Raw genomic sequence first — 21,060 nt, 5'->3', positions numbered from 1 at the left:
TGCGGGTTTTGTCCTTTTTACTTCCTACCGCCTACTTCCTACTAAATAATATAGTACCACTCGTCGCTTTGCTGGAGCTCTTCTGTCTTGTGCTTGCTATTGGTGGTTGAAACGTAATCCATTTCAAGATTCTTGAGGCTGACGCGAGTGTTGGCCTCGATGGATCGCGTGATGAAGGCGTTGCCGCCGATAATTGCGTTTTCGCCAACAACGGTATCTCCGCCGAGAATGGATGCTCCTGCGTAAATAGTGACGTTGTCTTGAATGGTGGGGTGGCGTTTTTTGCCGGAGAGCTTTTGTCCGCCGCGAGTTGAAAGTGCGCCGAGCGTGACGCCTTGGTAAATCTTGACGTTCTTGCCGATGACTGCGGTTTCGCCAATCACGATGCCTGTGCCGTGATCGATAAAGAAGTATTTGCCGATGGTTGCACCCGGATGGATGTCAATGCCCGTTTTGGAGTGTGCATATTCGGTCATGAGTCGCGGGAGAACCGGAACGTGCAAAAGATAAAGTTCGTGGGCGATGCGGTAAATGGTTGTCGCCATGAGGCCGGGGTAAGCGAGGATAATCTCGTCAAGGCAACCGGCAGCAGGGTCGCCGTCATAAGCGGCGTGTAAATCGGTTTCCAGGAATTCGCGGATTTGCGGAATCTTGGCGAAAAATTCCTTACAAATTCTATAGCTTTCGATTTTGCGCTCGTCCGAGGTCATGGAACCGCGCAATTTGCAGTAATCTAGCGCAATTGCCACCTGTTTGTGGAGGTGGTAGAACGTATCTTCGATAAGAACTGCAAAGCTATTTTTAGGGTTGTAAATCTTATGCGAACGATCTCTGAAGTGTCCGGGATAAACGACTCGAATCAGATTTTGCAAAATCGTCTGGATCTCGGCCTGGTCGGGTCGATTGTAAATATCGATATTGTCGATATGCTTGCCGCGGTTGTAATCGTCGAAAATAATTTGTACGGCTTTTTCAACTTCAGATTCTTGGATAAGTTCGTGCATAAGTCAAATTTGTTGAAAGAGTATTACGGCGTTCACTTCGACAAGCTCAGTGAACTTGTTTAGGTCCCTGAGCCTGCCGAAGGGCCGTCTTTGTCTAACCTACGCGAATGTCTTCAACGCTCTTACGAGGGCGTCGATGTCATCCGGTGAGTTGTACAATGCGAGAGTGGGTCGCACGGTACTTTCGTAGCCGAAATGGCGGAGAACCGGCTGAGCGCAGTGATGCCCGGTGCGCACGGCAACGCCGTATGCGTCGAGTCTCTTGCCCACTTCTTCGTCGGAATAACCGTCGAGCTTGAAGGCAAGCGCAGAAGCCTTGTTGAGTGCGGTTCCTACAAGGTGAATTCCCTTGACAGTCTTCAATTCCTTGAGGCCGTACTGCAACAGTTCATGTTCCCAGCGGAATACGCAGGGCATCCCGATTTCAGTGAGGTACTGGAGGGCTGCTCCGAGGCCAACAGCGTCGGCGATGCTTCCGGTACCAGCTTCAAACTTGTTCGGAATTCCGTTGTAAATTGTGCGTTCGAACGTCACGTCCGCAATCATGTTGCCGCCGCCATGGTAAGGTCTTGCTGCTTCAAGCAATTCCTTCTTGCCATAGACAACGCCGATACCGGTCGGAGCGAACACCTTGTGTCCAGAGAACACGAAGAAGTCTGCGTCGAGGGCTGCAACGTTTACCGGGATGTGAGCGATGGACTGAGCGCCGTCAATGAGGATTCTCACGCCGTGTCTATGAGCAATGGCGATGAGTTCTTCAATCGGGGTCACAGTGCCGAGCACGTTTGAAACATGCGTCACGGAAACGAACTTGGTGCGCTTCGTGAACAAAGCTTCGTAATCATGGAGCTTGAGCTGGCCGGTAGAATCGCACGGAATCACCTTGATGATTGCGCCTGTTTCTTCGGCAATGAGCTGCCACGGCACGATGTTGGCGTGGTGTTCCAAAATGGAGACGATGATTTCGTCACCCGGCTGGAGCGTCGGCTTCACGTAGGCGTTTGCAACCAAGTTAATGGCTTCGGTCGTACCGCGAACGAAAACGACTTCCTGAGAAGACGGAGCGCCGATAAAGTCACGAACGATGTTGCGTGCATTTTCGTAGGCGTCTGTCGATGCGGCCGCGAGCGTGTGAGCGCCACGGTGCACGTTGGAGTTTTCGTTTTCGTAGTAGTACTTGAGGCGGTCAATGACGACCTGCGGGCGCTGCGTTGTTGCACCGTTATCGAGCCAGACGAGCGGATGACCGTTGATCTGCTTCGAGAGAATCGGGAAGTCAGAACGGATCTGGGCAAGCGTCTTGGAACCGATGCGGATGGAATCGTTGCGAGAATTTGCGCCGCTGTTTGCAGAACCCGTCTTCACGGAATCGCCACCGAGAGAGGTCGGTGCATCGATCTGGCGGCTAGCTTCGGCAGCCTGCGTCTTGGACACGACCTTCGGGGAGTAACCCTGAGCCGGTGCGGGGGCTGTCGGAATATCGCTCAGCTGCGATGCAAACTGCGATTCGGGAACCGCAGGGGCTTCGACCGTGTTGAGCCAGGTGTCTGTAGAACTTCCGCCGTAGGCAAACGGAGCCGAGGATGTCGGCTGGTCGCCATAGGTCGCAAAGGGGTGTTCCCAGTCGAAGGCTGGAGTCTGGCTGATGGCTGCGGCACCCTGAGCTGCACTGACGCCCTGAGCGGCAGATGCATTCTGCGCTTCGGGAGCGGCGGGGGTTGCTGCGTATGCGCTATCCGTCAAATCCGGGAAATACGCATTTGCCAATTGCTCCAGTTCAGCCGCATTGGGAACTCCGGCGAGTTCTTCCAGCGATCTGGTTTCTGGATTATTCGTAGTCATAGTATTCGCCAACCTCGACATCTTCTAACACGGCGATAGCGTCGTCTGCGAGAATTGCGGCAGAGCAGTACAGAGACAAGAGGTAAGATGCAACGCCCTTGTTGTCGATACCGCGGAAACGCACAGAGAGGCCACGGGAGTGTTCGTTCTTGAGACCGGCCTGGAAGAGACCGATAACGCCGCGCTTGGCTTCGCCAGTACGGACGAGGAGAATGTTGGTCTTGCCACCCTGAGACTTCGGGTTCTTCACGCCATCGACAAGGAGCTTGTCGGTCGGAACGAGAGGAATGCCGCGCCAGGTGAGGAATCTGCTACCGGCGAGGTCTACAACGACAGGCGGCACGCCACGGCGGGTGCATTCACGGGCGAATGCGGCAATAGCACGCGGGTGGGCGAGGAAGAAGGACGGTTCCTTCCAAACCTTGGAGATGAGTTCGTCGAGATCGTCCGGAGTCGGGCGGCCGTCGGCACGGAGCGGCTGGATGCGCTGTGAGTCAGCGATGTTTTTCAAGAGACCGTAGTCATCGTTGTTGATGAGCTGGCTTTCCTGACGTTCGCGGAGAGATTCGATAGCGAGACCGAGCTGTTCCTGAACCTGATCATACGGGGAACTGTAAACGTCTTCGATAGCGGTGTTGACGTTGATGATCGTGGAGATGGAGTTGAGCTTGTATTCGCGCGGTTCGGTTTCGTATTCGACGTAGCCTTCCGGGATAATGTCAGACTTCTTGGTAGCGCTGCAAAGAACGTCGAGCGGTGTCTGGCCTTCGACGACCTTGTTCACGCGGAAAAGACCTGTTTCGAGACCCTTGAATTCAAGGAACTTGGTGAGCCACTTGGGCGTGAGCGCGCCAAATTGCGGCTTGGTCTTGGTGACGTTCGCCAGGTTGTAAGCGGCCTTGGCGCCGAGGGCATTAATGCCCGTGTTCTTTTCTGCTTCATTTGCCATAATGGTTTACCTCTTATTGTTAGTTGTGTTTAAAACTATTTTCCTAGTATTCATGTGTGAATGTTAGAAAATAATAAGCTTATTTTGTTGTTACGAGAATCTGTCCTTGTCGAAAAATTTTTTTGACATAGCTTTTCCCTATTCAAAGCCCTACGTTATAACCAAGCGCCTTCGTGCGAGAACATGATGTCCTTCATTGCGTCGATACCGCCCTTTAAGTTGTACAGAGGACCGGTGTAACCCGCTTCGCGCAAGGTGTTGATGGCTAGTTCGCTACGCTTGCCTTGTTTACAAATGAAAATCGTATCCTTATTTGGATCGAGTTCCTTTTGTCTGCGAACGAGCTGTCCAATCGGAATCACGATGGCGTTCGGGAATCGCAAAATCGCGCGTTCGTGCGGCTCGCGGACGTCAACAATTGTGATGTCGTCGCCGTTGTCGATGCGCTTGGCGAGTTCTTCGGGCGTGAATCCTTCCACAGGCGTTTCGTTTGTGGTCTTCAATCCGCAAAGGTCTTCGTAGTCGATATCTTCGACGTTTGTGATTGTCGGATTGTTACCGCAAATCGGGCAATGGCAATCGCGTTCGACCTTGAAAATTCTCGAAGATAAGTACAAACTATCCACGTGGAGAATTTTGCCGTTCAGGTGTTCTCCGATTCCCAAGATGAGCTTGAGCGCTTCGTTTGCCTGGATGCTGCCGATGATTCCCGGGAGCGGGCTGATGGCACCGCCTTCTGCGCAGGAGGGGATGAGCCCTGCCGGCGGAGGGGATGGGTATTGGCAACGCAAGCATGGACCGCCATCCAAGTTGAAAATGCCGACTTGGCCTTCGAACTGGTAAATCGCGCCGAACACAAGCGGAATGCCGTGCAGAGCGCAAGCGTCGTTGATCAGGTAGCGAGTCTTGTAGTTGTCCGTGCAGTCAATAACGAGATCGTAGCCTTCAATTTCGGCTTCGATGTTCGATGCGTCGAGCTGTTCCTTGACGGCTTCAAAGACGATATTCTTGTTGATGTTTTTGACTTTGTCCTTTGCTGAGGCGACCTTCGGACGCTTGACGTCGCGTGTGCCGTGCAATACCTGGCTTTGCAAGTTTTCGAGCGAGACTTCGTCGAAGTCGATGGCCTTGATGGTGCCAACCCCTGCGGCGGCGAGATACTGAATCACCGGAGAGCCGAGTGCACCAACGCCAATGACGACGACTTTTGCGGCCTTGATGCGCTTTTGGCCCTTGACGCCGATGTCTTTGAGCATCAGATGCTTGCCGAAGCGTTCAATTTCGCTATCGTCAAAAGCGACTTCCTTGCGTCTTTCGTCAGAAATCAAGCTTTCGACGTGTTTGCTTTGCGATTCTTCGACGGGTGCGCCGCCTGCGATGGCGGGCAAAAGCAAAATTTCAGAATCGTCTTCAAGTGTGGCGTCCCAGAGTGTATCGACGTTCAAATTCTTGCCGTTGAGGTATATTTTGATGAAACTTCTGAGCTTGTTGTTTTCATCAAAAAGGACTTTTTCTCCTTCTGGATAAGTACTTATTAAATTGGCGAGAGCCTTTCTAACCGTGTTTTCGGGGACGCTGACTTGCGCGTTTTTCCCGAAGAAATTCCTAAGGGTTGCTGATATATAAATTCTCACTTTTTTCTCCGTACATTAAAAAGTGGTTGTTCCGTACAAATTTTCCCACAATAGTTGTAGGATTTTTTTGTGCTGAAATATAGAACGTAAAAACGCGTTTGTCCAATACTTAATTTTTATGCGAACTTATTGATTTTTTCTATAGCAGATGACCGTTGGTCTGTGGTCAATAGTTTATGGTTATTAGTCATTAGTTATTGCTATTGAGGGGCGGCATCGCCTTCTTGTGTTTTTTTGAAAAAGTGTTATATTTACGATTATGAAAAATACTTTGTTTCTTATTTTATCCGCTCTGCTTTTTGTTGCTTGCGGTGACGATTCGTCAACTTCGGCGAATAATTCGAATGATGGGGAAATTTCGTCTAAATCCAGTAGCAGTTCTGCAAAGTCGTCGTCAAGCTCGGTTGCAAAGTCTAGTAGCAGCCGAAAAACGGTTTCGTCATCGTCAGGCAAGGCTGTTGATGAGATTGTTGGTTCCATGATGGATTCTCGCGATGGCCAAACATATAAGACGGTGACCATCGGCACTCAGACTTGGATGGCTCAGAACCTGAACTACAAAACGGCAAACAGTTTCTGCTATGAGAGTTCTGCTGAGAATTGCGAAAAATATGGACGGCTTTATCTGTGGAGTGCTGCCATGGACAGCGTGGGCGCATGGAACACAAACGGCAAAGACTGTGGTGATCTTACGAGGTGCTCGCCAACGGACCCTGTTCGCGGTGTATGCCCCGAGGGCTGGCACCTGCCTAGTAATACCGAATGGGAAACAATGCTTATTGCAGTCGGTGGAGTATCGACCGCGGGCAAGGTGCTCAAGTCCACATCTGGTTGGAATGGTAATGGCACGGATGATTTCGGGTTCTCGGCGTTGTCAGCTGGCTACAGGTTCGTCCGTGGAGATTACGACCTCGAGGGTTCCAAAACGTACTTCTGGAGTTCTACTGAGAAAGATAACAACCGCGCAATCAGCATGTCCTTGAATGGCAACGATGACAATGCATTCCTGAACGGCAACTACAAGTTCCTCGGGTTTAGTGTTCGTTGCTTGAAGGATTAACAGCGAGGGACTCCGCAGGAGTCCACTAGGAAAACGGACAGCTTTGGACTGTCCTAAATTGTTTTAGAATAAATCGCTATGTGAGCCTGTTGCTGTTAAACTCAAAATGAGTTCATTGTCCTTGTATTTGTATATCAGTAACCAATCGTTTTGAATGTGACATTTTCGGTATCCGCTCCAATTAGATACCAGTGGGTGGTCCTTGTATTTTTCTGGGAGAGGCTCGCCTTTTGCAAGAATCTCAATGACTGCTTGCAACAAATTTATGTCACGTCCTCTCTTTTTTGCCAATTTGTATTCTTTCTTGAAACGAGAGGTGTATTCAATTTGATATGCCATCTATTCCTCCGCATCAAGATCGGCAAATAGTGCATCTACGGAATCGAACTTTTTGGTGTTCGGATCGTTGAGCATTGCTTCGCTTTCTTTGATGGCGGCGGTTAATTCATCGGATGGTTTCTTTTTCATTTGATGCTGAATCATCAATCCGTCGATAAAGGCGTCGATGATGGCAAGATATTCCTCTGGCACATTTCTGATTTTTTTTTCAATTTCAGAATATGTCATAAAAGCCTCCGGAAAAACAGACTCCATTAAAATATATTTTTTCCCTTGAGTGTGAACTTTGGTGTTGCTAGACATTATCCTTTTAGACCTCATTTTTATGTTTGAGGTAAATCTACAAACGATAATCACGAAAAACAGAAACTGCTTAAATTTTGCAATCTACCGTTAGCAAGAATGATGGAAAAATATTTTTACAACAGAATCTCTTAACTCATTTCCTATAGCTTTTCACATCCACGACTTCGCCGTTTTGTACGGACATGATGACGTATTCGAGGCCGGGGAGCATGTATTTTTCGTCTTCTTTGGAGAGAATGGCGGGGCAGTCGGGGTGCGAATGGTAAATGCCGACAATTTCAAGACCGCGCGGATCAAGTTCTTGTTCCAAGTGGTAAAGATATAGCGGATCTATTTTGAAGTGGACTGCTTTTTGCCCTTGAAACTGGTTCTCGGCTTCGCGAATTTCGGTCACTTCGATTTCGCTCTGTTCGGACTTTTTACCCACCAAAATGCCGCAGCATTCGTTCGGATATGCTTTTTTTGCGGCTAGAGCCATTTGTTCATAAATGTTTTTACTATATTTCGCCATCATTAAAATTTCCCCTATAAAAAAGCGCCCCCGGAATCGGAATTTCAGAAGGATCCCAGGGGCGCCACTTGTACGGAGACCTTTTACCCGATCACCAAGCCTTCGTTCGTGGCGTTGTCGCCTTCGATATGGAACGAATTGAGCACCGGATTTTCACGATCCATCAGCGAAAGAATCAAGTAGCTAGCCTTGCTGTCGAAAGCGAGGCGCTTGTCTTCTTGCGACGGGCGCGACGGGGACTCGGGGTGGGAATGCCAGTTACCAAGCGGGGATAGGCCGTTTTGGCGCATATCCTTGATGGCGGCTAAGTGTTCCTTGGGGTCAAGCGAAAAGTGCTCATTGGAATGGTCTATGTTCGTGAGCAAATAGACCTTTTCGATATGCTTGTCGCTCCCCTCAATTTTCCCGGCTATCAGCCCGCAAGCCTCTTCGGGGAGGTTCTTTTCGGCATGCTCCAGGATTTTTTGATAATTGTCTTTTGAAATTGTAATCATTGAAATTCCTTAGTGCTTCATCTCGCAGACCGCTTGTTCGTAGTCGATCAGATGGTCTATCGTCGGGTGGTCACCGCAGACTGCGCAATCCTTCGTGTTCGTCGGGAGCTTGATCTTGCGGAATTCCATCGTGAGCGCATTGTAGGTGAGCAAGTAGCCCGTGAGCAAATTGCCGACACCGAGAATGTACTTGACAGCTTCCATTGCCTGGAGGCTACCGATAACGCCGCCCATAGCGCCGATCACGCCTGCCTGCTTGCAAGTCGGCACGGCATCTTTCGGAGGGGGTTCCTTGAAGACGCAGCGGTAGCACGGACCTTGACCCGGAACGTACGTCATGAGCTGCCCCTGGAAGCGGATAATGCCCGCGTGAGAGAACGGCTTCTTGGCCATGACGCAAGCGTCGTTGATGAGGAACTTTGCCGGGAAGTTGTCGGTTCCATCAATGATAAAATCGTAATCCTTGATGAGGTCCATGATGTTTTCGCTAGTGACGAACGTGTGGTACGTAATCACCTTAACATCCGGGTTCATCGCTTCCATCGTTTCCTTGGCGGACTGTACCTTGGGCTTACCCACATCCTTTGTTGCGTGTATTATCTGGCGCTGCAAATTGGAAAGGTCAACGACGTCTGCATCGGCAATGCCGATGGTGCCAACGCCTGCGGCGGCGAGGTACATAGCGACAGGAGCACCGAGGCCACCTGCGCCAATGACAAGCACCTTGGCGTTCAAAAGCTTCTTCTGGCCCTTTGCGCCCACTTCCTTGAGGATGATGTGGCGGGAATAGCGTTCGAGTTGTTCGTTAGTAAAAGCCATTACTGACCACCTCCCATGAAGTAGAGGAATTCGACGTTGTCGCCGTCCTTGAGAGCGGTCGTTGCGAAATTAGTGTTTTCGACAAATTCATCGTTCAGGGAAACGGTCACATACTGCGGCGTTTCTACCTTTTCTTGTTCAATGAGTTCTGCGACGGTGAGGCCGTCTTTAACTTCTTTCTTGTTTCCTGCAACAGTAATAATCATGTTTGAAATTCCTTTTTGGTTAAATTGTTTTCGCTGTCATCCCGGATTTATTCCGGGATCGCCTTTTGGGGTTAGTCCCCGACTTTTTTCACAAAGAGCGTAAAGGTTCCGTCCTGGTTGTCGTTGAGCTTGAGGATTTCGTGACCTTCTTCCTTGAGGCTGCGCGGCACATTCTGCACCGGTTCGCCGTCGTTCAGGCGGATCGCGAGAATCTGACCTTCGTCAAGTTCTTCGATAGCGACTTTAGCCTTGACAAATGTAGTGGGGCATTTGACGTCGGTGACGTCGACGGTATCGTCTACTTTAATTTCTTCTGACATTTTTTATCTCCGTACTTTAATTTTGATGCTAAATATAGAACGCGTTTTTTAACTTGTCCAATACTTAATTTTTATGCTGAGTTATTGAAATTTTCTATATGGTCGTTAGTTATTAGTCAATGGTCATTGGTTAATAGCTACGAAATTTGCTTTATAGCTTGTTCGAAATCTTCCTTGAGGTCGGCAATATCTTCGATGCCTACGCTGATGCGGATGGAACCTTCGAATACGCCTGCGTTTTCTTTTTGCAGTTTGGTACTGTGCGTGAAAATCGTGCTATCCGGGTGGATGACGAGTGTGCGCAAGTCTCCAATGTTCGTGGCGATTGTAGCGTATTTCAAGCTGTTGATGAGCTTGAATGCTTTTTCTTTTGTGCCTGTATCAATGGAAATGATGGCGCCGCCCTTGCCGTTAAACTGCTTTTGAACGAGATCGTAATAGGGATTGCCCTTCAATGCGGGGTAGTTGACCTTGATGATTTCGAAACCCTGCAAAAATTCAGCGAGCTGCAGTGCGTTATCGCAAAGGCGTTCCATGCGGAGTCCGAGAGTTTCAAGCCCGAGCGAGTTCAGGAATGCGGTAGCGGGTGCGAGACAACAACCAATATTGCGCCAGACGCCGTTGCGGAGCTTCGCGAGGTACGCAAACTTGCTAAAGCGCTTGTATTCTTCCAAGCCCTTGTATTTGGTGTAATCCCACTTGAATTTTCCGCTATCGACGATGATGCCGCTGATGGCACTGCCGTTTCCGTTGATGTACTTGGAAGAGGAGTGGACAACGATATCTGCGCCAAAGTCAAAAGGATGAACAAGGTAAGGAGTTGCCGTCGTGCTGTCGACAATCAGCGGGACGCCTGCTTCGTGTGCGACATCTGCAACGCTTTGAATATCAACGACATTGAGTTTCGGGTTGCCGATAAGTTCTGTAAAAACTGCCTTGGTCTTATCGCTCAATTGCGAACGAACGCTCTCAGCGGTAACTTCTGTGACGTAACGGGTTTTAATGCCGAATGCTTCCAAATCGTGGAACAAGTCGATCGTGCCGCCAAACAGCGCTGTACTTGCAATAACTTCGTCGCCGGACTGCAAAATGTTCAAGAGCGACATTGTCACGGCAGCCATGCCCGACGAGCAGGCTATGGCGCCAATGCCCTTTTCAAGAGATGCAATGCGCCTTTCGAAAGAATCTGTCGTGGGGTTTCCAATGCGCGTATATGCAAAACCCGGAGCCCTATTGTTAAAAACAGCTTCGAGTTTCTCTGCGGATTCTTGCGAAAATGCACTGACTTGATAAATAGGGGTAAGCGTAGAGCCGGTACTTCGTTCACTTTCAAAATTATGATGCAATAAAGTCGTATTAAAATCCATTCAACATTCTCCGTACATAATCCTATAAATTTTGTGGGTAAATATAGAACGCAAAAGCGTAATTGTCCAATACTAATTTTATATGGCTTTTAATAGGTATTTTCTATAGGAAAGAGGTTTTTGGTTGCTATAAAAAAAACTCGCTCAGCTATTGAACGAGGTGCTTCTATAACTAGGATTTTGTTACTTTATTTGCGCTTTGAAATGCTTAATTTTTCTCGTAAATCTGGTCGAAAATCCCATACTCGGAAAAGTGCGTCTTCTGTGCATTTTCCCAACCGCCAAAATGCTCAATCGTAATCAGATTGACATTCTGATCGAATTCTTTGTACTCGTCAAGAATCGCCTTGTTTGTCGGACGGTAATGATGCTTTGCCGCAACATGCTGCGCTTCGTCAGAGTATAGATAATTCAGGTATTCCGTCGCAAGTTTACGTGTGTTGCGCTTGTCTACAATCTTGTCTACAATCGCGACAGATGGCTCTGCTAAAATGCTCACACTCGGCATCACGATTTCGTAATCCTTAGGATAGTCCTTGAGCGAAAGGAACGCCTCGTTTTCCCAAGATAGCAACACATCGCCCTTGCGCTCTTCAATGAACGTATTTGTAGAACCGCGCGCCCCCGAAGCGAGGTCAAGAACATTCTGGTATAGCTTCTTCATGAATCCCTTGATTTGCGCTTCGTCGCCGTTGAACTGCTTTTCTGCATAAGCCCAAGCCGCGAGATAATTCCAGCGCGCACCGCCCGAAGTTTTGGGATCTGGCGTGATGATGCCGATGCCGTCCTTGACGAGATCGTTCCAGTCCTTGATTTTCTTGGGATTCCCCTTGCGCACGAGAAACACAATCGTCGAAGTGTAAGGAGCGCTGTTGCGCGGGAATTCCTTGACCCAGCCGTTTTCAATAAGCCCTGCGTCACGGACAATGTCCACGTCGTATTCCAGCGCGAGCGTGACCACATCCGCTTCAAGCCCGTTCACCACCTCAAGCGCCTGCTTGCCCGAACCGCCATGAAACTGCGTGATCTTCACATCCTTGCCGGTCGCCTCTTTCCAATGCTTCATAAAAATATGATTGTAATTGGAATAGAATTCACGCGTCGGGTCGTAAGACACGTTGACAAGCGTGTTGTTCTCAATCTCGGGAGCCTTTTCCGAACTGCAACCGAAAAAACAACCCGCGCCCACCACCAGCGCCACCGCAAAAACCGTCTTGAAAAAATGCAGATTCATAGTGAAATTCCTTCTTATTGAGAATGATAGTAATATTTTATTCCCAATATGTTTGTTTTTCTTGCGCATGGTAACAAAATGTGTATTATTTTCTTATTTTTATTGTAATCCAATTATGTCTGAAACAGAGCAAAAACAATACTGGACAATGAAAATTAAGCCACATGAAAAACTGTGGCATATTGATTTCAAGGAAATCTGGCATTACCGCGACCTGATAGAACTGTTCGTCAGGCGCAATATCGTGGTGCAGTATAAGCAGACCATACTGGGGCCGCTTTGGTATCTGATACAACCCATTTTGACCGTTATCATGAATATGGTGGTGTTTGGAAATATTGCTAAGATGAGTACCGACGGGATGCCCCAGGCCTTGTTTTATATGGCTGGCAACATCTGCTGGTTCTATTTCTCTAACTGTCTGAACCAGTCGTCAAACACTTTCGTAGCCAACCAGAATATGTTCGGCAAGGTCTATTTTCCCCGTTTGGTGGTGCCCATCGCTGTGGTGATATCCAATCTGTTGCGATTTGTCATTCAGGTAGGACTCTTTGTGGTGCTCTATCTCTATTTCTTTGTGAAGGGTGCTCCGATTGCCCCTAATTGGACTATTCTGCTTACTCCCCTCTTGGTCATGATGCTGGCTGGCCTTGGTCTTGGCTTTGGAATTCTGATCTCCTCGCTTACCACGAAGTATCGCGACTTCACGATTCTCTTCACCTTTATCGTCCAACTCTGGATGTATGCTACGCCTATTGTCTATCCACTCAGCATGGTGGAAGAAGGGCCCCTACGCACACTGATTATGGCCAACCCGATGACCTCCATTATCGAGGCTTTCAAGTATGCCACGTTGGGACAGGGCTATTTCTCATGGTTCGCCTTAGGCTATAGTTTCTTGTTTATGAGTGTACTGCTGCTATTCAGCGTCGTTATATTTAATAAGGTACAACGTAATTTTATGGATACTGTATGAAGGCTATTGAGTTTAATCATGTAGGCAAGCAATATCGCTTGGGGCTGGTATCCACAGGTACCTTCAAAAATGACTTGAGTCGTTGGTGGGCCATGAATGTCTTGGGCAAGGAAGATCCCTTCCTGAAGATTGGCGATACCAACATACGTTCCACGAAGGGCGACAGCGATTTTGTATGGGCGCTGAAGGATATCAATTTCAGTGTGGAGCAAGGCGATGTAGTAGGCATCATTGGCAAGAATGGCGCAGGTAAGAGTACCTTGCTGAAATTACTCTCTCGTGTGACTGCTCCAACCGTTGGCGAGATTAACGTCTGCGGTCGTATTGCCTCACTGCTTGAAGTAGGTACAGGCTTCCACCCAGAGATGACAGGTCGTGAGAACATCTATATGAATGGTGCCATCATGGGCATGACCAAGGCAGAGATTACCCGCAAACTCGACGAAATCGTTGATTTCTCTGGTTGCGAGCGTTATATCGACACCCCCGTCAAGCGCTATTCGTCGGGTATGAAGGTGCGCTTAGGGTTTGCTGTTGCCGCTCATTTGGAGCCAGAGATTCTGGTAGTTGATGAGGTACTGGCCGTAGGCGATGCCGAATTTCAGAAGAAAGCTATCGGCAAGATGCAGGATGTGTCGAAAGGGCAAGGAAGGACTGTTCTTTTTGTAAGTCATAATATGGCTGCAGTCCGTAGTCTCTGTCAGAAGGGTGTCGTCCTTCGCGATGGCATGACGGCTTTCATCGGCACAGTCGATGAAGCCGTCAATCATTATATGGAATCATCTACCTCTCAAGCGGAGGAACAGAAACTGATGACCGATTGCATCCAAGAATGCAAGAGTTTCTTGAAAATTAGCGAAATCCAGATAAACAACACGCCATATAACTTCACATCCCTCAACCATGGTCAGGAAGTATTTGATGTGCTTGTCAAGGGTAATACCAGTGAACCCATGAGGTGTGACATCAAGTTGGTCATAAAAAAGTTGGATGGAACTCCAATGGCATGTTATATGGAAGGTCGTTATAAAGGGCATCTTAACGATATTCCACCTAGTGAATTTGCCATTGAGCGCCACATTCGTCTTCCCAAATACATGGCTGATGGCGCTTATACCATAGACATGGCTTTATACGAACCCAATTGTCAGGTGTTTTTTAAAGCGCCCAATTGCCAGACCATCCGTGTTGAAGGTTTTTATGACCAATTTGCGCACCCAATCAACCTTTCAAGGGATGGTTTTTGGGGCCTGGAATCAGTATAATTAATAATTTGATAGACATTAGTGATGGAATATAGAATTTACTATCCTCAAATACCAAACATGGGTGATTTGCTTAATAAAGACATGCTTGAGTCTTTATTTCAAATTAAAGTTCAAAGAGTAAGTAAAAAAGAAAGTAATATATTTGCCATTGGCAGTTCTTTATCATCTGCACTTCGACTTCGTGCGCTGTATTCAGTCAATTTTAAAAGACAAATAAAACAAGTAATAATAAAATTATTCAATATTGATCCTTTTTATATTTGGGGAACTGGTTTCATGGATTATAATACTAAAGAAGAGAATATAGTTCAATTTAGAAATCTTAAGTTTTTATCATTGAGAGGAAATCTTTCTAAAAATAGAGTTGAGAGAGTTTTAGGAGAAGATCTTAATATACCTACAGGTGATGGAGGATTGCTTGTTGACAGATGGATTGGTGAAAAACCGCCAAAGAAATATCGTTTAGGAATTATTCCTCATTACAAAGAAAAGGATTCGCCATTTGTTGGTGAAATGAAGAAAAAATATTCTGATTCAGTAATCATTGATTTGGGAAAGAAGCCAATAGATGTGGTCAAGGAAATAGCATCATGTGAAACCATATTGTCAAGTAGTTTGCATGGATTGATAGTAGCAGATAGTTTTCATATCCCCAATAAGCATATACTCTTGTATCCTTATGGAGAGAGAATGTTGGGTGACGGATTTAAGTTTGCCGACTATTATTCATCATATGGATTGAAAGACAACCCTATAGATGTGACGACAACCACTTGGCCAACTATTCAGTCTATTATAGATGATTATTGCATAGAGCCTTCTGTTGTTGAAAAGAAGAAAGATGAAATCTTTTCGGTCTTCCCTAGATAAACTATATAAATAAGTCTACCTATAAATGAGTAAGATGTTATTTAGTATCATAATTCCTCATTACGATATTCCAGACTTGCTGATGCGCTGTCTGAAATCAATACCTGTATCTGAAGATATACAGGTGATCGTGGTGGATGACAACAGTCCAGATGCCGATACGTATTTGGAAAGATATCCAGAACTGTCGCGTCCTTATTTGGAGTTTATCAGAACGACAAAAGGCGGAGGCGCTGGCTATGCTCGCAATATAGGATTGGATCATGCAAAGGGTGAATGGTTGCTATTTGCTGACGCCGATGACTTCTTTGTGGAAGACATGTATGATATCATTACTTCAAATTCAGACTCAGAAGCAGATGTCATTTATTTCAAGAAAGAATCTGTACTTTCAGAAAATATTATCCAAAAAACAGATAGGGATATTAATATTGATAGGATAGTTGATAATTATTATGCGAATGGTGACGAATGGCCTTTAAAATTTATGTATTGTCCTACATGGGGCAAGATGATCAAAAGAGATTTGATTAATAAATATAACATCCGCTTTGAAGAAATAAGATACTCAAATGATGTGTTTTTCTCTTTGTTTGTAGGATATCATGCTGAAACTATTGAGGTAGTTAATAAAGTCCTTTATGTCTTGACTTCCCGCCCCGATTCGTTAGTGGCTAATTATTGTTCAAAACCAAATGAGTTAAGAATAAGGTCAGAAGTGCATTATCGTTCTGATCTGTTTTTGCATCAGCATCAAATGTGTAAGGAAAGGTCCATGAAAAAATATTTGTTACTCATGTTCAATAATGACCGGAAACTGTTCAAATACTACTTCTTTAAACTTGATGAGATTTATCCGTCAAAGTTATCGGCACTGCGGGATTTTTGCAAGAACAAACCCCTAAGATTCAAGATTAAATTCTATTTATATTCATTTTTAGTATGGACAAGGATTCTGTAAGTATTGTCGCAAATATTAAAACGATGACTCCAACGTATAGTATCATCATACCCCATAAAGGCATTCCGGATTTGCTGATGCGATGCTTGAGGTCAATACCTGTATCTGAGGATATCCAGGTGATTGTGGTGGATGACAACAGTGTGGGTGCTGACACCTATTTGGAAAGATACTCAGAGCTGTCACGCCCTTATCTGGAGTTTGTCAGAACGACTAAGGGCGGAGGAGCTGGCTATGCCAGGAATGTAGGACTGGAGCATGCTAAAGGCAAATGGCTGCTGTTTGCCGATGCGGATGACTTCTTTGTTGAAGATATGCATGACATCATCAGCTCATACGTTGATTCGGAAGCAGATGTCATATACTTCAAAAACAAGGCGGTTCTTTCGGAGAATATAAACATAGAATCAAATCGATGTTCTTGGATGAATAGAAAGATTGATCAGTGTTTGAAAGATGGTGATGAATGGCCTGTAAGATTTAAGTTGTTTGTTCCATGGGCCAAGATGGTAAAAAGGGATTTAGTTGTTAAATACAATATCCGATTTGACGAAGTAGTGTATTCGGCTGATGTATATTTTTCCATGCTTGTTGGTTATCATGCAGGAATCATCAAGGTTGCAAATATAACCCTATATGTCGTGACTTTTCGTCCCAAATCATTAAGTGCAGAATTTTGCACCAAGCCAGGTGAATTGAAAACAAGGGCAGAAGTGTTTTTCCGAGAAGAAAAATTCTTGATTAGGCATAATATCTGTAGAGTTAGGTCTATGAGAAAATATTTATTGATAATGTTGAAGAAAGACCATTCTTTATTCAAATATTACTTTTATAAATTAGACGAATTATATCCATCAAAACTATTGGCATTGCTTGATATTAGCAAAGGTACATCTCTGTTTATTAAAATCAAGTTGTATATATATTCATTGCTGATATGGGCAAGGATTCTGTGAATATTCAACAAACATGAAAACAATGCATCCTACATTTAGTATTATCATTCCTCATAAAGAGATACCGGATCTTCTAATGCGGTGCTTACAGTCAATCCCTGTATCTGAGGACATTCAAGTGATTGTGGTAGACGACAATAGTGCAGATGCTGACACCTACTTGGAGAGGTATCCGGAACTGTCACGCCCCTATCTGGAGTTTATCAGAACGACAAAAGGTGGAGGTGCAGGCTATGCCAGGAATGTAGGATTAGACCATGCTAAAGGGAAATGGATATTGTTTGCTGATTCGGATGACTTCTTTGTTGAAGACATGTATGATATCATCTGCTCATACGTTGATTCAGAAACAGATGTTATATACTTTAAATCTAATTCGGTTCTTTCAGCAGATATAAATAGAGAAGCAAAACGGAATGCTCATGTAAACAAAATAATTAATCAATACCTGATAGACGGTGACGAGTGGCCTATTAGAGCACAAATGTATGTACCATGGGGTAAAATGGTTAAAAGAGATGTGATGGTCAAACACGACATCCGTTTTGACGAAGTAATGTATGCTGATGATGCTTACTGTTCTTTACAGATAGGCTATTACGCAAGGACAATTCAGGTTGTTAATAGGGTCCTTTACGTTGTCACTTCTCGTCCTGATTCCCAGATGTCAGATTTTTGTTTAAAGCCCAATGAGTTGAAACTTAGAGCAGAGGCAGCCTTTCGGATGGACAAATTTATGCTGCAAAATGATTTTTGTAGAGAGCATCGATTGAAATTTTTTTTAGTTAAGATGTTAACGCATGACAGGAGGTTGTTCAAGTACTACTTCTTCAAGTTGGAAGAAATCTATCCGTCAAAGTTATCGGCATTACGGGATATTTGCAAGAATAGTCCCCGAAGATTCAAGATTAAATTCTATTTATATTCATTATTGGTATGGACAAGACTCCTGTAAGTATTATGGCAAATATAAAATCTATGTGTCCTACGTTTAGTATCATCATACCTCACTACGATATTCCGGACTTGCTGATGCGCTGTCTGAAGTCAATACCTGTATCTGAAGATATTCAGGTGATTGTAGTGGATGATAACAGCCCTGATGCAGATACCTATTTGGAAAGATATCCAGAGCTGTCTCGTCCATACTTAGAGTTTATTCGTGCTTCTAAGAATGGAGGGGCTGGATATGCCCGAAATATCGGATTAGATCATGCAAAAGGGAAATGGCTGTTGTTTGCAGATGCAGATGACTTCTTTGTGGGCAATATGTATGATATTATTAATACGCATGTAGAATCTGACGCCGATGTTATCTATTTCCAGAAACGGGCAGTTTATTCTGATAATCTGAACTGCAAATCATCCAGAAGTGGCTATATTGATAAAATAATGGATATTTATCTCAAAACGGGTGATGAGGTGCCAGTAAGAACCAGATATAATGTACCATGGGGTAAAATGATTAAGAAAAGTCTGGTAGAGAATCATCACATTTGTTTTGAAGAAATCAAGTATTCTAATGACATTCTTTTTTCCGTACATGTAGGTTGTTTAGCAAAGAAGATCGAAGCCATTGATACTGTTCTATATGTCGTGACATATCATGAAGGTTCAGCGACTTATGAATTTTGTAAAAAACCTGATGAATTAAGAATTAGAGCAGGAGCTGCATTCAGATATGATTCTTTTTTATTTCAACACAATATGAGCCAAGGAAGAGAAATTGTATCTTACATAAAAAGGATGTTAAGCCAGGACAGGAATTTATTTAAGTACTACTTCATAAGATTGGACGAAATCTATACATCAAAGATAGCCGCGCTCAAAGACATCACTAAAGGTTGTTCTTGTAGATTCAAAATCAAATTGTATTTTTATTCGTTTAAAATATGGATAAGCCGCTGTTTAGTATCATAATTCCTCATTACGATATTCCAGACTTGCTGATGCGCTGTCTGAAATCCATCCCTGTGTCTGAAGACATTCAGGTGATCGTAGTGGATGATGATAGCCTAGATGCAGACACATATTTGGAAAGATATCCAGAACTTTCCCGTCCTTTCCTCGAATTTATTCGTGCACCTAAAAATGGAGGGGCTGGTTATGCCAGGAATATCGGTTTAGATCATGCAAAAGGAAAATGGCTCCTGTTTGCAGATGCAGATGACTTTTTTGTTGAAGATATGTATGATTTGATATTATCCGATATTGATTCAGAAGCAGATATCATTTTCTTCAAAAAGAAGTCGGTTCTTTCTGATAATGTTAATATAGAAACAGTTAGGGATCCTCATATAAATAGGAGAATTGATCAATATCTTTCGGATGGTGATGAATGGTATATAAGAGTTAGGCTGGATGTTCCATGGGGCAAAATGATGAAAAGGGATTTGATAAACAAATACAATATTCGATTTGACGAAGTAATGTATGGTAATGATATAATATTTTCTATGCAATCTGGTTATTATGCTAAAAGCATTAAAGTTATCAATGAAATCCTTTATGTTAGTACTTCCCGCCCTAATTCATTAGCAGATGATTTTTGTTCTAAGCCTAGAGAGTTAGAGATAAGGGCGGAGGTGGCTTTTATGGCTGACAGATTTTTGATACGAAATAAATATGATAGAGAACGTAGGTTAAAGCCTTATCTATGGAGGATGTTAAAACAGGATCGAAGGTTGTTCAAATATTATTTTTATAAGCTTGACGAAATATATCCTTCAAAATTGAAAGCACTAAATGACCTGCGTAAAGGGCATTCTATCATATATCAAGTGCTATTATACATATACTTTTTCTGGTTATGGATAATTCGTTAGTCAGTATAATAGTCCCTGTATATAACACGGCAGAATACGTTGAAGAATGTGTTCAGTCTGTTCTGTCGCAATCATACAAGAATATTGAGCTGATTCTTGTGAATGATGGAAGTACAGATGGCTCTGGTGATATTTGCAAGAAGTATGAGAATCGTCCCAATGTGATATACATTGAGCAAGATAACCTTGGAACTACAGCAGCAAGAAGACGGGGTGTAGAAGAATCTCATGGTGAGTGGATTATGTTCGTGGATTCTGATGATATACTTTTGGATAACGGATTAGAGTATATGGTTGAACTATCTGAAAAAACGAACATTGTTCTTAGTGGACATACACATAACATCAATTTAATCCAAAAGCTTCCAGATATAATAAGTAAAGATGAGTATTTAAAAATGATTTATACAAGGGACATTTATGTGGCACCATTTGGTCGCCTGTTTCACAAATCATTATTTAATGAAAGAACTTTAGCGTTTCCCCGTTACTATGTCCTTGGAGAGGATTATTTAATGAATTTACAAATCGCAATAGATAATAAGGAAGATATAAGAGTATATAAACAGTCAATGTATTATAGAAGATACAACCCCCTATCAACTATGCACATAAATTCTCTAACCTTTGACTATTGTCAAAAGATATGTGGTTTAGCTGATAATATGGTAATGGGAGTTTGGGGAAATAGGTTTCCATTGTTGCAAATGAAACAACGAATGGTGTTCTTTAATCTGACTCTGAAAGATGTTCGATATCACAGCGACTCCCACCATCCGTTTGTCAAAGATATAAAGCGCTATATGGATGAGTCAGGTGTATGGAGGCCCATGGACAGATGGTTGTTAAGTGTGTCATCTCCTTGGGCTGTTAAAACTGTGTGGAATCTACGGAAGGTTTGGATGAGGCTGGAACATCCATCTATGTTTTTGCGTGACTTAAAAAAATGGCTGGGATGGTGCATATACCTTATATTATGGACTCGACAAGGAACAGCGGGTAAAGATTTTTTCAAAAAATAACATTATTTCCATTTTTGGAGCATTGCATTTTAGTTATTTGTTATAATTGTATTACAAATACATAACGTAAACATTTCAAATGAATTCAAAGTTGTGG

23 protein-coding genes are annotated in these 21,060 nt (G+C 44.4%); 10 read left to right on the top strand and 13 right to left on the bottom strand.

Translation table 11 applies throughout. The features are described from left to right. Positions 1 to 41: 41 nt before the first annotated feature. From epsC to thiF (BUC30_RS08575), 4 genes are all read right to left on the bottom strand, one after another. Entirely contained in the window at positions 42 to 1,004 is a 963-nt protein-coding gene (gene epsC / locus BUC30_RS08590; protein WP_073424450.1) for a serine O-acetyltransferase EpsC, read from the bottom strand. Positions 1,005 to 1,103: 99 nt separating this feature from the next. Then, a complete protein-coding gene (locus tag BUC30_RS08585; RefSeq protein ID WP_012820016.1) occupies positions 1,104 to 2,846 on the bottom strand; it encodes a cysteine desulfurase in 1,743 nt (580 codons plus the stop codon). After that, on the bottom strand, positions 2,833 to 3,795 hold the full coding sequence (locus tag BUC30_RS08580) for a family 2A encapsulin nanocompartment shell protein (protein ID WP_012820015.1): 963 nt from the start codon (positions 3,793 to 3,795) through the stop codon (positions 2,833 to 2,835). The genes BUC30_RS08585 and BUC30_RS08580 overlap by 14 nt, the downstream gene beginning before the upstream one ends. A gap of 155 nt (positions 3,796 to 3,950) precedes the next feature. Then, the gene (gene thiF, locus BUC30_RS08575; RefSeq protein WP_073424449.1) at positions 3,951 to 5,429 is read right to left on the bottom strand and encodes a thiazole biosynthesis adenylyltransferase ThiF; all 1,479 of its coding nucleotides are present in this window, start codon (positions 5,427 to 5,429) and stop codon (positions 3,951 to 3,953) included. Positions 5,430 to 5,688: 259 nt separating this feature from the next. On the opposite strand from thiF (BUC30_RS08575), the gene BUC30_RS08570 reads away from it, so the two are divergent. Next, positions 5,689 to 6,489 (top strand): fibrobacter succinogenes major paralogous domain-containing protein, encoded by an 801-nt coding sequence (locus tag BUC30_RS08570; protein ID WP_073424448.1) that lies wholly within the window; start codon positions 5,689 to 5,691, stop codon positions 6,487 to 6,489. A 63-nt stretch (positions 6,490 to 6,552) separates the two neighbouring features. Here the strand turns inward: BUC30_RS08570 and BUC30_RS08565 are convergent, their stop codons facing one another. The 9 genes from BUC30_RS08565 to BUC30_RS08525 all read right to left on the bottom strand — a co-directional run bounded on the left by BUC30_RS08565 (position 6,553) and on the right by BUC30_RS08525 (position 12,085). Next, positions 6,553 to 6,828 carry a type II toxin-antitoxin system YafQ family toxin gene (locus tag BUC30_RS08565; RefSeq protein ID WP_073424447.1) on the bottom strand — a complete coding sequence of 92 codons (276 nt, stop codon included), beginning with the start codon at positions 6,826 to 6,828 and terminating at the stop codon, positions 6,553 to 6,555. Then, positions 6,829 to 7,131: a hypothetical protein gene (locus BUC30_RS08560; protein WP_170861522.1), complete on the bottom strand. Its 303-nt coding sequence runs from the start codon at positions 7,129 to 7,131 to the stop codon at positions 6,829 to 6,831. A 136-nt stretch (positions 7,132 to 7,267) separates the two neighbouring features. Next, a complete protein-coding gene (locus BUC30_RS08555; RefSeq protein ID WP_073424445.1) occupies positions 7,268 to 7,648 on the bottom strand; it encodes a M67 family metallopeptidase in 381 nt (126 codons plus the stop codon). A gap of 80 nt (positions 7,649 to 7,728) precedes the next feature. Next, a complete protein-coding gene (locus tag BUC30_RS08550; protein WP_073424444.1) occupies positions 7,729 to 8,139 on the bottom strand; it encodes a M67 family metallopeptidase in 411 nt (136 codons plus the stop codon). 9 nt (positions 8,140 to 8,148) lie between these two features. Then, positions 8,149 to 8,958 carry a thiazole biosynthesis adenylyltransferase ThiF gene (thiF, locus tag BUC30_RS08545; protein ID WP_073424443.1) on the bottom strand — a complete coding sequence of 270 codons (810 nt, stop codon included), beginning with the start codon at positions 8,956 to 8,958 and terminating at the stop codon, positions 8,149 to 8,151. Beyond that, positions 8,958 to 9,164, bottom strand: coding sequence for a sulfur carrier protein ThiS (thiS, locus tag BUC30_RS08540; protein ID WP_073424442.1), 207 nt, complete (start codon positions 9,162 to 9,164; stop codon positions 8,958 to 8,960). The genes thiF (BUC30_RS08545) and thiS overlap by 1 nt, the downstream gene beginning before the upstream one ends. 71 nt (positions 9,165 to 9,235) lie before the next feature. After that, the gene (locus BUC30_RS08535; protein WP_012820007.1) at positions 9,236 to 9,484 is read right to left on the bottom strand and encodes a sulfurtransferase TusA family protein; all 249 of its coding nucleotides are present in this window, start codon (positions 9,482 to 9,484) and stop codon (positions 9,236 to 9,238) included. Between the two features lie 137 nt (positions 9,485 to 9,621). Further along, the gene (locus BUC30_RS08530) at positions 9,622 to 10,851 is read right to left on the bottom strand and encodes an O-acetylhomoserine aminocarboxypropyltransferase/cysteine synthase family protein (RefSeq protein ID WP_073424441.1); all 1,230 of its coding nucleotides are present in this window, start codon (positions 10,849 to 10,851) and stop codon (positions 9,622 to 9,624) included. A 208-nt stretch (positions 10,852 to 11,059) separates the two neighbouring features. Beyond that, complete coding sequence (locus BUC30_RS08525) at positions 11,060 to 12,085, bottom strand: sulfate ABC transporter substrate-binding protein (RefSeq protein WP_073424440.1); 1,026 nt, start codon at positions 12,083 to 12,085, stop codon at positions 11,060 to 11,062. 115 nt (positions 12,086 to 12,200) lie between these two features. On the opposite strand from BUC30_RS08525, the gene BUC30_RS08520 reads away from it, so the two are divergent. The 9 genes from BUC30_RS08520 to BUC30_RS08480 are packed head-to-tail and all read left to right on the top strand — an operon-like array spanning position 12,201 to position 20,963. Then, on the top strand, positions 12,201 to 13,061 hold the full coding sequence (locus BUC30_RS08520) for an ABC transporter permease (protein ID WP_073424706.1): 861 nt from the start codon (positions 12,201 to 12,203) through the stop codon (positions 13,059 to 13,061). Then, positions 13,058 to 14,326, top strand: a complete 1,269-nt coding sequence (locus tag BUC30_RS08515) for an ABC transporter ATP-binding protein (RefSeq protein ID WP_073424439.1) — start codon at positions 13,058 to 13,060, stop codon at positions 14,324 to 14,326. Before BUC30_RS08520 ends, BUC30_RS08515 begins: the two co-directional genes overlap by 4 nt. 60 nt (positions 14,327 to 14,386) lie before the next feature. Next, a complete protein-coding gene (locus BUC30_RS08510) occupies positions 14,387 to 15,199 on the top strand; it encodes a polysaccharide pyruvyl transferase family protein (RefSeq protein ID WP_073424438.1) in 813 nt (270 codons plus the stop codon). 25 nt (positions 15,200 to 15,224) lie between these two features. After that, positions 15,225 to 16,160: a glycosyltransferase family 2 protein gene (locus BUC30_RS08505; protein ID WP_083555674.1), complete on the top strand. Its 936-nt coding sequence runs from the start codon at positions 15,225 to 15,227 to the stop codon at positions 16,158 to 16,160. Next, positions 16,142 to 17,116 carry a glycosyltransferase family 2 protein gene (locus tag BUC30_RS08500; RefSeq protein WP_073424436.1) on the top strand — a complete coding sequence of 325 codons (975 nt, stop codon included), beginning with the start codon at positions 16,142 to 16,144 and terminating at the stop codon, positions 17,114 to 17,116. Before BUC30_RS08505 ends, BUC30_RS08500 begins: the two co-directional genes overlap by 19 nt. A 13-nt stretch (positions 17,117 to 17,129) precedes the next feature. Then, a complete protein-coding gene (locus tag BUC30_RS08495; protein WP_073424435.1) occupies positions 17,130 to 18,071 on the top strand; it encodes a glycosyltransferase family 2 protein in 942 nt (313 codons plus the stop codon). Beyond that, positions 18,053 to 19,036: a glycosyltransferase family 2 protein gene (locus BUC30_RS08490; protein WP_073424434.1), complete on the top strand. Its 984-nt coding sequence runs from the start codon at positions 18,053 to 18,055 to the stop codon at positions 19,034 to 19,036. The genes BUC30_RS08495 and BUC30_RS08490 overlap by 19 nt, the downstream gene beginning before the upstream one ends. Beyond that, positions 19,009 to 19,941: a glycosyltransferase family 2 protein gene (locus tag BUC30_RS08485; protein ID WP_073424433.1), complete on the top strand. Its 933-nt coding sequence runs from the start codon at positions 19,009 to 19,011 to the stop codon at positions 19,939 to 19,941. Before BUC30_RS08490 ends, BUC30_RS08485 begins: the two co-directional genes overlap by 28 nt. Next, on the top strand, positions 19,926 to 20,963 hold the full coding sequence (locus BUC30_RS08480) for a glycosyltransferase family 2 protein (RefSeq protein WP_073424432.1): 1,038 nt from the start codon (positions 19,926 to 19,928) through the stop codon (positions 20,961 to 20,963). The genes BUC30_RS08485 and BUC30_RS08480 overlap by 16 nt, the downstream gene beginning before the upstream one ends. Positions 20,964 to 21,060 lie beyond the last annotated feature (97 nt).

This window comes from Fibrobacter sp. UWB7 (assembly GCF_900142945.1).
In the GTDB taxonomy this organism is placed as follows: Bacteria; Fibrobacterota; Fibrobacteria; order Fibrobacterales; family Fibrobacteraceae; genus Fibrobacter.
Note: the sequence above shows the minus strand (reverse complement) of the source record. Positions and strands in the feature narration are given on the sequence as shown.

Coding starts and splice junctions, on each gene's coding strand:
- epsC (WP_073424450.1), bottom strand. CDS start 1,004: ATGCACGAACTTATCCAAGAATCTGAAGTTGAAAAAGCCGTACAAATT.
- BUC30_RS08585 (WP_012820016.1), bottom strand. CDS start 2,846: ATGACTACGAATAATCCAGAAACCAGATCGCTGGAAGAACTCGCCGGA.
- BUC30_RS08580 (WP_012820015.1), bottom strand. CDS start 3,795: ATGGCAAATGAAGCAGAAAAGAACACGGGCATTAATGCCCTCGGCGCC.
- BUC30_RS08570 (WP_073424448.1), top strand. CDS start 5,689: ATGAAAAATACTTTGTTTCTTATTTTATCCGCTCTGCTTTTTGTTGCT.
- BUC30_RS08565 (WP_073424447.1), bottom strand. CDS start 6,828: ATGGCATATCAAATTGAATACACCTCTCGTTTCAAGAAAGAATACAAA.
- BUC30_RS08560 (WP_170861522.1), bottom strand. CDS start 7,131: ATGTCTAGCAACACCAAAGTTCACACTCAAGGGAAAAAATATATTTTA.
- BUC30_RS08555 (WP_073424445.1), bottom strand. CDS start 7,648: ATGATGGCGAAATATAGTAAAAACATTTATGAACAAATGGCTCTAGCC.
- BUC30_RS08550 (WP_073424444.1), bottom strand. CDS start 8,139: ATGATTACAATTTCAAAAGACAATTATCAAAAAATCCTGGAGCATGCC.
- thiF (WP_073424443.1), bottom strand. CDS start 8,958: ATGGCTTTTACTAACGAACAACTCGAACGCTATTCCCGCCACATCATC.
- thiS (WP_073424442.1), bottom strand. CDS start 9,164: ATGATTATTACTGTTGCAGGAAACAAGAAAGAAGTTAAAGACGGCCTC.
- BUC30_RS08535 (WP_012820007.1), bottom strand. CDS start 9,484: ATGTCAGAAGAAATTAAAGTAGACGATACCGTCGACGTCACCGACGTC.
- BUC30_RS08530 (WP_073424441.1), bottom strand. CDS start 10,851: ATGGATTTTAATACGACTTTATTGCATCATAATTTTGAAAGTGAACGA.
- BUC30_RS08525 (WP_073424440.1), bottom strand. CDS start 12,085: ATGAATCTGCATTTTTTCAAGACGGTTTTTGCGGTGGCGCTGGTGGTG.
- BUC30_RS08520 (WP_073424706.1), top strand. CDS start 12,201: ATGTCTGAAACAGAGCAAAAACAATACTGGACAATGAAAATTAAGCCA.
- BUC30_RS08515 (WP_073424439.1), top strand. CDS start 13,058: ATGAAGGCTATTGAGTTTAATCATGTAGGCAAGCAATATCGCTTGGGG.
- BUC30_RS08510 (WP_073424438.1), top strand. CDS start 14,387: ATGGGTGATTTGCTTAATAAAGACATGCTTGAGTCTTTATTTCAAATT.
- BUC30_RS08505 (WP_083555674.1), top strand. CDS start 15,225: ATGAGTAAGATGTTATTTAGTATCATAATTCCTCATTACGATATTCCA.
- BUC30_RS08500 (WP_073424436.1), top strand. CDS start 16,142: ATGGACAAGGATTCTGTAAGTATTGTCGCAAATATTAAAACGATGACT.
- BUC30_RS08495 (WP_073424435.1), top strand. CDS start 17,130: ATGAAAACAATGCATCCTACATTTAGTATTATCATTCCTCATAAAGAG.
- BUC30_RS08490 (WP_073424434.1), top strand. CDS start 18,053: ATGGACAAGACTCCTGTAAGTATTATGGCAAATATAAAATCTATGTGT.
- BUC30_RS08485 (WP_073424433.1), top strand. CDS start 19,009: ATGGATAAGCCGCTGTTTAGTATCATAATTCCTCATTACGATATTCCA.
- BUC30_RS08480 (WP_073424432.1), top strand. CDS start 19,926: ATGGATAATTCGTTAGTCAGTATAATAGTCCCTGTATATAACACGGCA.